At 34.5% G+C, this 13981-nt stretch carries 12 protein-coding genes; 4 read left to right on the top strand and 8 right to left on the bottom strand.

Going from position 1 to position 13981, the window contains the following annotated elements; translation table 11 throughout:
- Window positions 1-74: 74 nt before the first annotated feature.
- Window positions 75-2333, bottom strand: a complete 2259-nt coding sequence (locus tag IPH11_13305) for an aconitate hydratase (protein MBK6914568.1) — start codon at window positions 2331-2333, stop codon at window positions 75-77.
- 257 nt (window positions 2334-2590) lie between these two features.
- On the opposite strand from IPH11_13305, the gene IPH11_13300 reads away from it, so the two are divergent.
- Window positions 2591-2779: a hypothetical protein gene (locus tag IPH11_13300; GenBank protein ID MBK6914567.1), complete on the top strand. Its 189-nt coding sequence runs from the start codon at window positions 2591-2593 to the stop codon at window positions 2777-2779.
- Window positions 2780-2915: 136 nt separating this feature from the next.
- On the opposite strand, the gene IPH11_13295 is transcribed toward IPH11_13300, so the two are convergent.
- The 4 genes from IPH11_13295 to IPH11_13280 are packed head-to-tail and all read right to left on the bottom strand — an operon-like array spanning window position 2916 to window position 6256.
- Window positions 2916-3290 (bottom strand): co-chaperone GroES, encoded by a 375-nt coding sequence (locus IPH11_13295; GenBank protein ID MBK6914566.1) that lies wholly within the window; start codon window positions 3288-3290, stop codon window positions 2916-2918.
- A gap of 39 nt (window positions 3291-3329) precedes the next feature.
- The gene (locus tag IPH11_13290) at window positions 3330-4508 is read right to left on the bottom strand and encodes an NAD(P)/FAD-dependent oxidoreductase (GenBank protein MBK6914565.1); all 1179 of its coding nucleotides are present in this window, start codon (window positions 4506-4508) and stop codon (window positions 3330-3332) included.
- Window positions 4501-5169, bottom strand: coding sequence for a methyltransferase domain-containing protein (locus IPH11_13285; protein ID MBK6914564.1), 669 nt, complete (start codon window positions 5167-5169; stop codon window positions 4501-4503). The genes IPH11_13290 and IPH11_13285 overlap by 8 nt, the downstream gene beginning before the upstream one ends.
- A gap of 1 nt (window position 5170) precedes the next feature.
- Window positions 5171-6256, bottom strand: coding sequence for a type III polyketide synthase (locus IPH11_13280; GenBank protein ID MBK6914563.1), 1086 nt, complete (start codon window positions 6254-6256; stop codon window positions 5171-5173).
- 108 nt (window positions 6257-6364) lie between these two features.
- On the opposite strand from IPH11_13280, the gene IPH11_13275 reads away from it, so the two are divergent.
- Entirely contained in the window at window positions 6365-7084 is a 720-nt protein-coding gene (locus IPH11_13275) for a class I SAM-dependent methyltransferase (GenBank protein ID MBK6914562.1), read from the top strand.
- Complete coding sequence (locus IPH11_13270) at window positions 7026-8213, top strand: hypothetical protein (protein MBK6914561.1); 1188 nt, start codon at window positions 7026-7028, stop codon at window positions 8211-8213. The genes IPH11_13275 and IPH11_13270 overlap by 59 nt, the downstream gene beginning before the upstream one ends.
- 53 nt (window positions 8214-8266) lie before the next feature.
- Here IPH11_13270 and IPH11_13265 read toward each other — a convergent pair whose 3' ends face one another.
- Together IPH11_13265 and IPH11_13260 are read right to left on the bottom strand one after the other, a co-directional pair.
- Window positions 8267-9787, bottom strand: a complete 1521-nt coding sequence (locus IPH11_13265) for a T9SS type A sorting domain-containing protein (protein MBK6914560.1) — start codon at window positions 9785-9787, stop codon at window positions 8267-8269.
- Between the two features lie 33 nt (window positions 9788-9820).
- Window positions 9821-11131, bottom strand: coding sequence for a hypothetical protein (locus tag IPH11_13260; GenBank protein MBK6914559.1), 1311 nt, complete (start codon window positions 11129-11131; stop codon window positions 9821-9823).
- Window positions 11132-11273: 142 nt separating this feature from the next.
- On the opposite strand from IPH11_13260, the gene IPH11_13255 reads away from it, so the two are divergent.
- Window positions 11274-12575 (top strand): class I SAM-dependent methyltransferase, encoded by a 1302-nt coding sequence (locus tag IPH11_13255; GenBank protein MBK6914558.1) that lies wholly within the window; start codon window positions 11274-11276, stop codon window positions 12573-12575.
- A 1-nt stretch (window position 12576) separates the two neighbouring features.
- Here IPH11_13255 and IPH11_13250 read toward each other — a convergent pair whose 3' ends face one another.
- A complete protein-coding gene (locus IPH11_13250) occupies window positions 12577-13890 on the bottom strand; it encodes a hypothetical protein (protein ID MBK6914557.1) in 1314 nt (437 codons plus the stop codon).
- Window positions 13891-13981 lie beyond the last annotated feature (91 nt).

Below are 13981 nucleotides of genomic sequence, written 5' to 3'. Positions count from 1 at the left end.
TACAAAGACATAATTTTTTAAAATAAAAAAGGGAACCCGATTGGATTCCCTTTTTATTATAGTCTCATAAGATTTTATTTTTGCTTACTTGCAATAAGATTTAATGCACTACCTGCTTTAAACCATTCTATTTGTGCGGCATTAAAAGTTTGATTCAGCATCACTTCATCTTTGCTGCCATCTTTGTGCTTAACAATCATCTTCACTTGTTTTTCAGGGGCTAATGTTGAGATCAACAAATCAACTTCATCATCTTCTTTTATTTTATCATAATCTTTTGGATCGGCAAAAGTAAGAGGCAGCATTCCCTGTTTCTTTAAGTTTGTTTCGTGGATGCGCGCAAAACTTTTTACAACTATTGCTCTGCTTCCAAGAAATCTTGGTTCCATTGCAGCGTGCTCTCTTGATGAACCTTCGCCATAATTTTCATCGCCAACAACAACCCAGTTTATTCCTTGGGCTTTATATTCACGAGCAACTTCTGGAACAGATTTAGTTTCACCGGTAAAAATATTTTTAACTTTTCCTGGTTCTTTTGTGTAAGCGTTTATAGCTCCGATAAACATATTGTTGGAAATATTATCAAGATGCCCGCGATACTTTAACCATGGACCTGCCATTGAAATATGATCAGTTGTACACTTGCCAAAAGCTTTTAATAAGATTGGAAGATCAACTAAATCTTTACCATCCCAGGGAGTGAATGAAGTTAGCAATTGTAATGTATCACTTTTCGGATTGACTTTAACTTCAACTTTACTTCCATCTGCAGCAGGAGCAACAAATCCGGCACTGCCTTCATCAAATCCACGCGGTGGTAATTCTTCTCCTTTAGGTGGATCAAGTTTTACTTTTTCACCTTTTTCATTTATAAGAGTATCAGTGATAGGATTAAAAGATAAACTACCAGCAATTGCAAGTGCTGTTGTAATTTCCGGAGAAGCAACAAACGCAAGTGTCTCTGGATTTCCATCATTGCGTTTTGCAAAATTTCTGTTAAACGATGTAATGATTGTATTTCTTTCACCCATTTTCATATCCATTCGCTTCCACATTCCAATGCAAGGACCGCAAGCATTTGCCAAAATCATTCCGCCAATATCTGTTAACGCCTTCAACTGTCCATCACGTTCAATCGTTGCTCTAACTTGCTCAGAGCCGGGAGTAATTGTGTACTGCCCTTTTGCTTTCAATCCTTTTGCAACAGCTTGTTTTGCAATGCTTGCAGATCGATCAATATCTTCATAACTAGAGTTTGTGCAGCTTCCGATCAATCCAACAGAAACTTTATCAGGAAAGTTTTCACTCTTAACAGCTTCTTTCATTTTAGAAATTGGCCAGGCTTTGTCTGGAGTAAATGGTCCATTAAGATGCGGTTCAAGTTCATTTAAGTTTATTTCAATAACCTGATCATAATATTTTTCAGGATTTGCAAAAACTTCTTTATCAGCACAAAGTTCATCAGCTAAACCTTCTGCCAATGCTGCAACATCAACACGTTTTGTAATGCGTAAGTATGAAGCCATCTTTTCATCGAAAGGAAAAACAGAAGTTGTAGCGCCAATCTCTGCACCCATATTACAAATAGTTCCTTTACCTGTGCAGGAAATTGAATTTGTTCCATCACCAAAATATTCTACAATTGCACCCGTGCCGCCTTTAACTGTTAAAATACCGGCAAGTTTTAAAATAACATCTTTTGCAGAAGTCCAGCCGTTTAATTTTCCGGTTAACTTAACTCCGATAAGTTTGGGCCATTTCAATTCCCATGGCATACCAGCCATAACATCCACAGCATCAGCACCGCCAACACCAATCGCAATCATTCCAAGTCCTCCAGCATTTGGAGTATGTGAATCAGTACCGATCATCATTCCACCAGGGAAAGCATAATTTTCTAAAATAACCTGATGGATAATTCCAGCGCCGGGTTTCCAAAATCCAACACCAAACTTTTGCGAGATGCTTTCAAGAAAATCGTAAACTTCTTTGTTTTCTGTTGTTGCACGATCAAAATCTTCAGCAGCACCAACTTGAGCTTGGATTAAGTGATCGCAATGAACAGTAGATGGAACTGCAGTTGTTTTTCTTCCAGCAGACATAAATTGTAAAAGCGCCATTTGAGCAGTAGCATCCTGCATTGCAACTCGATCGGGAGCTAACTCAACATAATCTTTTCCACCAGTAAATTCTTTTGTTGCTGTATCAAAAAGATGAGTGTATAAAACTTTTTCAGCATAAGTAAGTGGGCGATTAACGACTTTTCGGATTTCGTTTAATCGATTTTTGTAATTAGAGTAAACTTTTTTGATCATATCGAGGTTTGCGGTCATATTATTTTCCTTTAAATTTTTCTAAATCAAATTAACTATTTAAAAATATGAAAAAGACAGCATATATGTTTTTACTGGTAGAAAATGCTGCAAATTTTTAATGTGATAGGTATTTCTTACTATAATTTTAGAGATATTTTCCAAAATGTTAAATTTTACCAATATTTATTCGATAATAGTTATGGAATAATATTTGAAATTGTGTAACTTTGTTAAGGAAATTTTAAAACTAGTTATTACTTTTTAATTAATGGGATATGCTAACAAACTTTACTTACTACGACAAAAACGGTGAAAAGTGGTCAATCGAAAAAGGTGATTGGATTAGTCATCAATCAACTGAGATTAAGCCGGTTATTAAGAAAGAATTTTCGATTGGTTATTTCGAGTTTTTCATCGTGACTGTCATTATATCTGCAATTTTATTTGCGATTAATTTTCTCTAAGATTTAATAAGCCAAAAAAGGTTTAAAACGGGAGGGATATATCGTCCATGGATATCCAGTGCCTTATTGTTAATTATAAATCTTTTTTTAAATCAATTTTATTTTTGTGTGGAGCAAAGATAAATCGTGGCTAAAGTTAAATTCCCTCATTGTCATTTCTTATCAATAAAAGAATGGCTGACTGCGGAACTATTAGATATTTCTCCTTATCAAACTCAATCTCAAATGCTTCTTTTCGTAGAAAAATTGCCAGATCACCCTCCCTTGCCTGCAAAGGAATATACTTAACCAGATCTTTCGACTCTTTCCACGGCTCATCATCCAAATTAGTACCGGTCGGATAACCGGGGCCGGATTTAATTACATATCCACTTTGAATTTTTTCCTTTTCGCTTACTCCCGGAGGAAGATACAAACCACTTGCTGTTTTATTCGAGTCCTGTTCCGGATGAATTAGCACTCGATCGCCAACTACAATAAAGCGTTCTAAATTTTTCAAATAAAATCTCAGTGATAAATTTTTTTTGTACAAAAATATGAAAATTCAAAACTAATTGTTGTTTTGAATTTCAGGATAATTTCTTGTGATTCTGATTAAACGTTTTAGCAGCTCAGGGTATGCACCAGCAAGAAGTAATCCTGTTGAGGTCAGGAATGAGTTCATTAAAATTTTCTGAACCCATAGGGAAGAAGTAATTCTTTTTTTAAATAATTCATTCCAATTTGTCTCATAAATCCCTCCCATTTTTTCCAAAGATTGAGAATGATTTTTCAAATCATAAATTATTTCTGCGGCAAGCTTACCTGACTCCATTGCCATAGCGATACCGTCCCCCGCCAACGGTGCAATCAATCCTGCAGCATCGCCAATAAAAAATATCCCATTTTTAAATTTTTCCTTCGATCCGAAATAAATATTTCCGGTGCCGTAAATCTGTTCCGACTGAATTTGCTGGCCAAAATCATTAGTAAACATTTCTGCGAGCACAGGATTGGATTTTATGTTTCGAACTATTTTTGCACGTGGCGGCTCATCATATATTTTTCTATTTTCTAAAAAACAGACTGTGACTTTATCTCCATTTATTTTATTTAACCCACAATAAATATTTGAACCGGAAAAAATAATTATCTCGTTCTTTTTGAAATTGCAAAACGCATTTTGGTTCAAATGAAACTTAACCCCATTGAGCTGTGATTGATTATTTATAAATTTTCTGAAAAGAATTTTATCTAATTTATTTTGCTTGCCATAAGATGCAATTACATATTTTACTTCAATGTTCACTATACCGGATTCAGTTCGGGCGCTTATGTTAAAATAATTATTTAATTTAACAATAGAGTTTACTTCTGCGGGCTGATAAACCTTTGCTCCATTTTGATGACATTTATCCAAAAGCATTTTATCAAAGTTTGATCGCCGAAGTGCAAATGCTTCAAAGTCAAAACCGGCAGAGATAGTTTTTCCATTTTTACTAATAAAATTAAATGAATCAATTCTATTTGGATTTAGAGATAGAAAATCAGAATAGAGTTCAAGCTCTTTTATTTTTTGAATTACTTCAGTCGAGAGAAACTCGCCGCAAAGCACATCGCGAGGAAAATTTTTTCTCTCAAAAAGGCAAACATCAAAACCAGCAGACGAAAGAAAACTTGCTGCAGTAGCCCCGGCCGGACCTCCTCCAATGATTGCTATTTCATGTTGAATGGGTTTTCGTTCAGACATAAATCACAACAAGCCATCTGAAAGCCCAAGTACGATAAATCTTGTAATTTGTTATCCCTGGCTTTGATAAAATCCTTATCAATTCATTTTTAGTGAAGCCTCTTTTAACTGAAAGTGGTCCATCATTTTTTACCATCTCACTTTTCGAAAATAACTTTGTCAAAAGTGAAATCCCGATATATGCAAACCACGATCTTCGTAAATCATTTATTACAATACCTGCTTTGCAAATCTTTATAGACATTGTAAGAATCGAATTAATTTCTGGTTCGGTAAAGTGGTGAAGGAAAAGGGAGAGGTGCACAATGTCAATTGATTTTTCTTTGAAAGGGAAGTGAAGAGCATTGCCATAGAGAACATTTGAGTCAGTTGATTTTTCTTTTAAGTATTCACAAACTCTAAAATTCAAATCAAGAGAGTAAACATCAAGATCATGGTTAATTTTGTTTTGCAGCACCTCTGAGCTGCCAGCACCTACATCGAGAATAGATAATTTATGATTCGAATGATTATTATTCGATAATAATTTTACACCGAAACGAGTAGTAGAATTTCCACCTAAAAATTTGTTTATCAAATTCAGTTCGGCTAATGCAAAATCAATTCTCTCATCGCGAATTGAAAAATCATCCATTATCTCTTTGGTAAATTCTCTTTTCATCTCAGCATACTTTGAAGAGCACTAATTCCATTGTTAGACCCGGTCCAAACGCAACAGCACAGCAAAGATCATCAATATCAAGCTGCTCATTTTCTAAAATATTTTTAAGCACAAACAAAATCGAAACCGAGGAAAGGTTGCCAAAATTTTTTAGTATATCTCTCGAAGGTTTTAATTGCCGATCAGAAAGCTGCAGTCCATTTTGAAGTGAATCTAAAATTGCACGACCGCCGGGATGCAAAGCCCAATGTTTAATTTTCGAAATATCAATTCCTCTTTTTGCTAAAATTTCTTTCGCTTTTGGAGCTCCATTGTTTAGAATAATTTTTGGCAGTTCAGAAGAAAGCATCATTTCAAAACCGTTGTTGCCGATTTTCCAGCCCATGTATTTTGCAGAATCTTCAAACATAAATGATTCGGCAAAATGTATTTCCAGTTTTCTTTTTTGTAAAAAATTATTTTTAGAAAAGAATGCGGCGGCGGCACCGTCAGCAAAAATCATATTGGCTAAAATATTATCGCGTGTTGGTTCTGTTTGAAGGTGGAGGCTGCAAAGCTCTACTGAAATCATAAGTATGTTTTCATTTTCATCCTGTCTCATTGCTTCCCAGACAGAATTAATCCCGACTAACGAAGCAGCACAACCCATAAAACCAATGTTTGTTCTTTTCACATTCAGCGGCAGATTAAATTCTTTTATGATTTGATAATCCAAGCCGGGGGCAAAAAATCCGGTACAGGAAATAGTTATTATTCTATTAATAGTTGAAAAGTTAATTCTATTTAATTCGCCTAATTTATTTACAGCATTTACTGCAAGTAAAACAGCCCATTTTTCATATTCATGCATTCTGGTTTTGGTATCTGGCGAATAATGATTTCCATCCTTCGTAAAAAATTTACCGGAAGCATTTTCGTCACCATCGGGAATCACGAAATAGCGATGATCAATTCCACTTTGATTAGCAGTCATTTCAATCATTCGTGCCACAGCCGGCGAACCTCCCATTCGCTTTTTAAGTTCCGAAGCAGCAAACTGCTGATCGACTTTAAACGGGGGTGATGCTGTTTCAATATCTATTAACATATTCATTCCTTTTATTTGCAGAATAACATAATCAATACTTGCTTGGTTTCAAATTCCATATTTTATTCTCTAAATTTGCGATGAAATTTTAATAAAGTATAAATACAAATGAGCAAAGAGTTTTGGGATCAACGATTTTCTGATAGAGAATTTGTTTACGGCAAAGAACCAAACCAATTTTATAAAGAACAGATTGATAAACTTCCGAAAGGAAAAATTCTATTGCCCGGTGATGGTGAAGGAAGAAACTCCGTTTATGCAGCTTCAACGGGCTGGCGGGCTGATGCTTTCGATTTTAGTTCCTCAGCAAGAAAAAAAGCACTTCAACTTGCAGCGGAAAGAAAAGTAAAAATCAACTACACCCTTTCGGAATTTATTAAGTACAATTATCCTGAAAATTATTACGATGTTGCTGCACTAATTTTTATTCACCTTCCGAAAGTTGAAAGGAATGCGATACATCAGGCATGTGTTAATTCATTAAAACAAAATGGCAAAATTATTCTTGAAGCATTCAACAAAAACCAATTGGGAAAATCCTCCGGCGGTCCGCAGGATTTGGAACTGCTTTATTCTAAAGAAGAATTAATCGAATCATTTTCTGGAATTGATATTGAGCTTATTGAATATCAATCTGTTTTGCTTAACGAAGGCGCACATCACGATGGTAAAGCTGAAGTTGTAAGATTCATTGGAGTGAAAAAAGAAGAAAGTTTTATTCATCACTTATTTTTTCCCGCCGTCTGGAAAAGCTACTGTGCATTTTCCTTTGCAGATGATAAAATATTTGCCCGGATTTGGATGCGAACCAATTGTACTTACTGTTGAAAATGAAACAACTTCAATGCGTGATGAAAGCCTGCTGGAACAGATAAATCCTGCACTAAAAATTTATAAATCAAAATCTTTTGAGCCTTTTGATCTATACAAAAAATTTACCGGTAAAAACAAGCACGATAAATATATCGAGTCCGAAGCTATATCGCTCAACAACGAAAGCCTTACACATCGTTTATCAATCTGGATAAGAATGAATCTTTTTATTCCCGATGCACGCATCGGCTGGTATTTTAGTGCATTGAAAAAAGCAGAAAAGATTTATACGAAAGAAAATTTTGGTTCAATAATTACAATCGGTCCTCCGCACAGCACTCATTTAATTGGAATGAATCTTAGTAAAACTTTTAATGTACCCCACATTCCTGTTTTAATTGACCCCTGGGTTGATATTATTTACTATAAAAATTTTAAGCGAAGTAAAACAACTTTAATGATTGATAATCATTTAGAGAAAAAAGTTCTCGAACACGCTTCACAAATTATTTTTGTAACAGAAACAACACGAGCTGATTATTCAACCAAATATTCTTTTGTCAAAAATAAATCGGAAGTTCTTTACTGGGGATATAATGAAGATGATTTTTCAAATTTAATTTATCGGGAAAAGAAAGAAGAAGTGCTTTTACATGCAGGAAATATTTTTGATTTTCAAAATCCCGGAAATTTTTGGGCAACAATAAAAAAGCAAATTGATGGCGGGAGGAAACTTAAACTAAAATTTATTGGAACAGTAAGTCCCGTGATCAAAAAAGCAATCGCAGATGCAGGACTTGAACCAAGAACGGAATATCTCGGCTTTTTGAAGTACAAAGAAATGTTAACAGAACTCATCAATGCAGATTACCTGCTTGTCTGTGCTACCGAGCCGCGGCATGTACCTGGAAAATTGTTTGAGTATTTACGTTCCGGTAAACAAATCATAGCGTTTGGGAATGAGAACAATGAAGTAAAACAAATAATTGAAAAAGCAAATGCGGGAATGATGTTCAACTATTCCGAAAGTGCGGAAGAATTTTTTAATAAGAAAAACGATTTTAGAACAGATATTGATTTTGTAAAAACATTTGACAGGAAGAAGACTGCGGAGAGATTAACACATATACTAAAATCAATTTAAAATAAAAAACCTCCGACTGTATGCCGGAGGTTTAAAATAAACATTGAGCATAATCACTTCATCAATATCATCTTTTTACTTTCCGTCCAATGATTACCATCCTCACCTTCCACATCTATTCGGTAAAAATAAAATCCACTGGAAAGATTCTTAGCATCAAATTCAAATGAATGCGTACCCGCTGAAATTTCATTATCTGTTAGTATACCCACTTCTTCACCCAGTGAATTAAAAACACTCAACCTTACCTGACTATTAACTGGTAAATCAAAATTAATTTTTGTTGAGGGATTGAAAGGGTTAGGAAAATTTTGATGGAGATTGAAATTCATTTCTGAATACTCAATCATTACTTCATTGGAATATTCAAAACTACCACCGAAGTCTATTTGTTTCAATCTGTAAAAATAGTTATCACTTGTTTCTATTAAATCAGAGAATGAATAATAATTAATCTCAGTCGTACTCCCATTGCCTTTAATAAAGCCGATTGGAATAAATTTAGAATTTGATGTCCTTCGCTGAATTTCAAAACCCTGATTATTGATTTCAGATGAAGTAATCCAGGAAAGTTCGACTTTGTTGCCTGATAAAGAGGCATTAAAAGAAACGAGTTCAACGGGAAGTCCACCATTGATGGTGTTCAATATTACTTCCGAATCACCAACACACCAGCCCAGATAATCATTCATAAAATCAATTGAAAATAAATCACTAAATGTTGAACTTGACTGTAGAAGCCAGATTTCTCCACCATCGGTTGACTTTAAAATAGTACCGCTGTATCCAACAGCCCAGCCGGTATTTTCATTAAGAAATTTTATATCGCGGAAGCGAATATTTGTTCTGCTGTTTTTTAAAGTCCAGCTAATTCCGCCATTGGTTGTCTTGAGTATTTTGCCATTATCACCGGCTAACCATCCTAAATTTTCATCCAAAAAACTTATTGCGGTTATCCAATCAGAGGTAGGTAAATAATAATTTAGCCAGGTATTCCCACTGTTAGTTGTCTTGAGGTACAAGCCTAAAGTATTACCGGTCGTCCAGCCGATATTACTATTGATAAAGAATACAGGATATAACCAGTAACCGCCGTACCACGCATCATTAAATTGTTGATACCAATTCAGTCCACCATCAGAAGTATGAAGACTAAGTCCGTTACTTCCTACAGTCCATCCGTTATTTTGATCAGTAAAATAAATTGAATGCAAAGAAAAGCCATATATATATTGCTGTTGCGACCACGTAATACCCCCATCTGCGGTTTTAAGAATTTGTGCATGCCTGTCTGGCTCGAAACCACTAAGTACCATCCATCCATTCAAAGAGTCCAAAAAATTGAGATCATGAATAAAATCAAGAGAGAACAATGATTGACTAAGCACCATCCATGTATTTCCGCCATCAGTAGTTTTGAGAAGAGTTTCATTATCTCCCCCTGCCCAACCAATATTTTCATTCACAAAATCAACTGTAAAAAGCCGACTATTTCCTGTATGCTGCTGATACCATTGACTGAAAGCAGTCGAGAACATGAAAACTGAGAATACTAAAATTAATTTATGTTTCATTTTTTCTCTTTTCAGACAAATGATATTCATTAATTAAAGAATAAATTTTCTGGCAACGCAGATAGTCCAGTCGGCACCATTATAAGCGTAACCAGTATAGTAAATCCTGTACTCGCTTTCGGTTTTTAGATAACTTGCCCACCCAATTTTTAGTAAATTATCTACAGTTTCATCTGAAGTAAAGAAAGGGTTGGAAGCATCTTTCTGCCAATTAATTCCATCAGTGGAATGAGCGTAACCAAAACCATTGTTTTCAGGAATAAAACTTTGATAAACCATCTCATAAATTTCATTCTCATAAATAATGGATGGAAATCCGATACTTCCTTCTTCCCAATTTTGGTCGGGAATCAGGATCGGATTGCCAGAATATTTTTGCCAATTAATTCCGTCGGATGAAGTTGCAAGTCCAATTTTTCCATTGTAATCTTCAGGATAACCGGTATAATATAAATAGTAATTATTTTGGACTTTGATAATTTCAGTTGGGAATATTCTGTAATCCCACCCGCTTCCAACAAGAATAGGATTAGGATTTTTTACCCAATTGATTCCATCTACAGAAGTTGCTAAACCTATTGCCCAAGGTCCATATACATTATAAAAACCATGATAGTACATTTTGTAAATTCCATCTTCATATAAGACAGGTCCAGCAGCACATCTTCCTGCATCCCATGTTCCTGATGCCCCCGGATATAATACGGGAAGATCGGAATAACGACTCCAACTAAGTCCATCAGAAGAGGTTGCTAAAAAAACATAAGTTTTTCCGTAATCTGATAAACCGGAAAAATACATCTTGTATCCACTTTCATCTTTAATCACAAAAGTTTGACCTACACCGAACTTATCATAAGTACTTCCAGTCTTAACCAAGATCGGGTTATTGATAAAATCAATCCAACCGAAACTACCAGTACCCCAGGTGACGTATAAATAAATTGTGCCCGTGCCATTTCCTGTTGGCTGCAATGTTAAAGTTACCTGAATCAATACTCCATCCAATACTTCAACATCCGTTTCGCCAGTATAAACAACATCACCATCACTATTCATAGCGTCAACTTTTAGATGCCAAACTCCAACCGGTATAGCTTCGAATGTTATATCGGCTGTAGAATCTGTTAGAAGATTTAGTGACTTTATGATTGGTTCAAATCCTTCGCGAGTTAAGTAAGCTACAACTTGTTCAACATTGGCAGGTGCATTTAATCTATCTATTTTTAATGAAATAATGCCCGAGGTTTTCTCCGTAGCTACTGGAATGTTTGATTCTTCATTACTACAAGTAACAAAGGACAACGATAAGAACAGAATAGTCAAGCTTAATAACCATTTCATAATAGATCTCCTTTGATTGTTTGTTTAAACTTAACACATATGTCAAATAATATCAATTATATTTTAAATTATTTTTTTTCAAAAAAAAGTAAAGTAAAATAGATCAGTTCTTAGTAAATTTTAATCTAAAAAAAAGATTAGAATGATTAATAAATTTGATTTCGCCAGGCTTAAAAAATTTCAAAATAGCAGCCAGATTGATGGAAATTTAGTTGGATCAATTGAAGGTAGGATATATCGCATTTTTAGGAATAATATTAAAGATTATAAAGAGGCTCTTTCAATAATTCAGCCTATGAAGCGAGTTATTAACACCCAATTAATTTCTGAAGAAAAGGATGTTTTAATAGTTGAACACGAGGCACTTAAATTTATAACTTACTTCAGTGAATGGACTAAGAGTCAGACAGTAGAAGCCGCAATTGCTATTCTTCAAATTCAGAAAGAATTGGCGGTTAGAGGTTTTTATTTGTTCGATCCGCACGCTTTCAATATAACATTTAAGAATGCTGAGCCCATTTATTTCGATATTGGTTCAATAAAAAAGGGGAAAGTTTCCGTTTCACTCTGGTTTTTAAAAAATTTTTGCGGCAGCTTTACTAAGGATTTTTGGGATAGCGTATTGAAGATTGGTAAAATTCAAAAATCTATAATTGCGTTTAGGATTTTACTTTCAACTGCTCCTTTGGATTTTCTTATTAAAATAATTTCGAAGAAAGATAAATCGCTTAGCAGTAAAATTATTTTAATACTAATAAAAGATTTTCCCAAATTCATTAAAGTCTTAAAATTAATTTCACGGAAAATTTCTTTCTTAAAAATTCACTTGACTGATTGGTCAGATTATCAACAGAAAGAACCCGCGCTGCTAAGTGAAAGTCCACGTGTAACCAATTTCATTAAGTTAATTACACGTTATCATCCTGAATCAATATTAGATATTGGGGCAAACAAAGGTGCATACACAAAATTGGCACTTACATTAGGTGTAAAAGAGGCAGTGTGCATCGATCTTGACGAAAACTCCTTAAATATTTTAATAGAAGATATTCGTAAACATAATTTACCTATCTGGACAGCAAAGTTAAATCTAATGGAGTATTCAAAAAATCCTGGCTGTTATGGAACGTATCAACCAACTCACGAAAGATTGCATGCTGATTTTTGTATTTGCTTGGCTGTGGTTCATCATTTATGTTACTTTGGTGAATATTCCTTCGAACAAGTTGCCGAGCGATTGAACAGATTCGCTGATAAAATCCTGATCGTAGAGTTTATTCCTTCAAATGATGCACACTTAGGCAGTGATAATTATAAAGGTAAAGATAGATCTTGGTATACTACTGAAAATTTTATCAAAGCAATGAAATATTATTTTTCAAAAGATCATGAAATTTTTGAATCAGATCCTTCACCAAGAATTTTAATAAAATTTGAGAAATAAATTACAATAAAAATTTCCTAACCATACAAATCTTAAAATTATCGTAGCCTAAAGCCTCACCACCGCCGTAATAAATTCTATACTCGTTGTCAAACTTGTTAAAGTCAGGAAATACAATTTTATTCCATGGGGTTATTGTATCATCATCTGTGAAGAATGGATTGGTTTCGTCTTTTGTCCAGTTTATCAAATCTGTTGAATATGCAAATCCAAATCCTGTATTGCTTGGAGAAGCATTTTGATAAACCATTTTGTAAGTATCATTTTCTAAAATAATAGATGGATAACCTATACCTGTTCCTTCCCAAGATTTTGTAGGATATAGAATTGGATTTTCTGTGTATTTAGTCCATGTAATGCCGTCACTAGATGTTGCTAAACCGATTCGTTGATAAAAATCTTGATTGTAACCTGTATAAATCATATGATAAGTTGAACCAATTTTGAATACCTCATTAGCTGCTAATCGGTAATCCCAATTTCCTCCTGAAAGAACCGGATAGGGATATTTAGTCCAATTAATTCCGTCGGTAGAAGTAGCTAAACCAATATGCCAGTTGTTATAAACATCATTAAAACTATGATAGTACATTTTATATATACCATCTTCTTTTATAACCGGACCAGCGGATGCTCGCCCTTGATCCCACGTTCCGTAACCGCCGGGATAGAGAACAGGCATAGTGCTATATTTAGTCCAGGAAATTCCATCACTAGAAGTTGCAAGAAAAGTATAAGTCATTGAACCTGATGCATAACCGGTATAGTACATTTTATATTCACCATCATCCTGAAGTGTAAAGGTTTGTGTAATCCCACTAAAATCAAAATTATTCCCTGTCTTGACCAGAATTGGATTACTGATATAATCAACCCAGCCGAATGTACCGCTGCCCCACGTAACATATAAATAAATAGTCCCCGTACCATTTCCTGTCGGTTGCAATGTTAATGTAACTTGAATTAACACGCCATCTAATACTTCTACATCTGTTTCTCCAGTATAAACTATTTCTCCATCTCCATTTAATGCATCTACTTTTAGATGCCATACTCCAACTGCAATCGCTTCGAATGTTATATCGGCGGTGGAATCAGAAAGAAGGTTTAAAGAATTAATGATTGGTTCAAATCCTTCGCGAGTTAAATAAGCTACGACTTCTTCTATATTCGCAGGGGCATTTATGCGATCAATTTTTAAAGAAACAATACCCGTGGATTTCTCAGTAGCACTTGGAATGTTAGCATCTTCATTACTACAGGTAATAAAAATCAACGACATTATTAGAATTGTAATACTCAATAACCATTTCATGATGAACCTCTTTTAAAATTTTGGTAAAATTTAACTAAAGATTAGTTTAATTGCAATAGGTTTGACGAAATATTATTGTTTTTGTAATAAA

The sequence above is a fragment of the Ignavibacteriales bacterium genome, assembly GCA_016709155.1.
Classification (GTDB): Bacteria; Bacteroidota; Ignavibacteria; order Ignavibacteriales; family Ignavibacteriaceae; genus JADJEI01.
This window is presented reverse-complemented; position numbering and strand designations above follow the sequence as displayed.

Coding starts and splice junctions, on each gene's coding strand:
- IPH11_13305 (MBK6914568.1), bottom strand. CDS start 2,333: ATGACCGCAAACCTCGATATGATCAAAAAAGTTTACTCTAATTACAAA.
- IPH11_13300 (MBK6914567.1), top strand. CDS start 2,591: ATGCTAACAAACTTTACTTACTACGACAAAAACGGTGAAAAGTGGTCA.
- IPH11_13290 (MBK6914565.1), bottom strand. CDS start 4,508: ATGTCTGAACGAAAACCCATTCAACATGAAATAGCAATCATTGGAGGA.
- IPH11_13285 (MBK6914564.1), bottom strand. CDS start 5,169: ATGAAAAGAGAATTTACCAAAGAGATAATGGATGATTTTTCAATTCGC.
- IPH11_13280 (MBK6914563.1), bottom strand. CDS start 6,256: ATGTTAATAGATATTGAAACAGCATCACCCCCGTTTAAAGTCGATCAG.
- IPH11_13275 (MBK6914562.1), top strand. CDS start 6,365: ATGAGCAAAGAGTTTTGGGATCAACGATTTTCTGATAGAGAATTTGTT.
- IPH11_13265 (MBK6914560.1), bottom strand. CDS start 9,787: ATGAAACATAAATTAATTTTAGTATTCTCAGTTTTCATGTTCTCGACT.
- IPH11_13260 (MBK6914559.1), bottom strand. CDS start 11,131: ATGAAATGGTTATTAAGCTTGACTATTCTGTTCTTATCGTTGTCCTTT.
- IPH11_13255 (MBK6914558.1), top strand. CDS start 11,274: ATGATTAATAAATTTGATTTCGCCAGGCTTAAAAAATTTCAAAATAGC.
- IPH11_13250 (MBK6914557.1), bottom strand. CDS start 13,890: ATGAAATGGTTATTGAGTATTACAATTCTAATAATGTCGTTGATTTTT.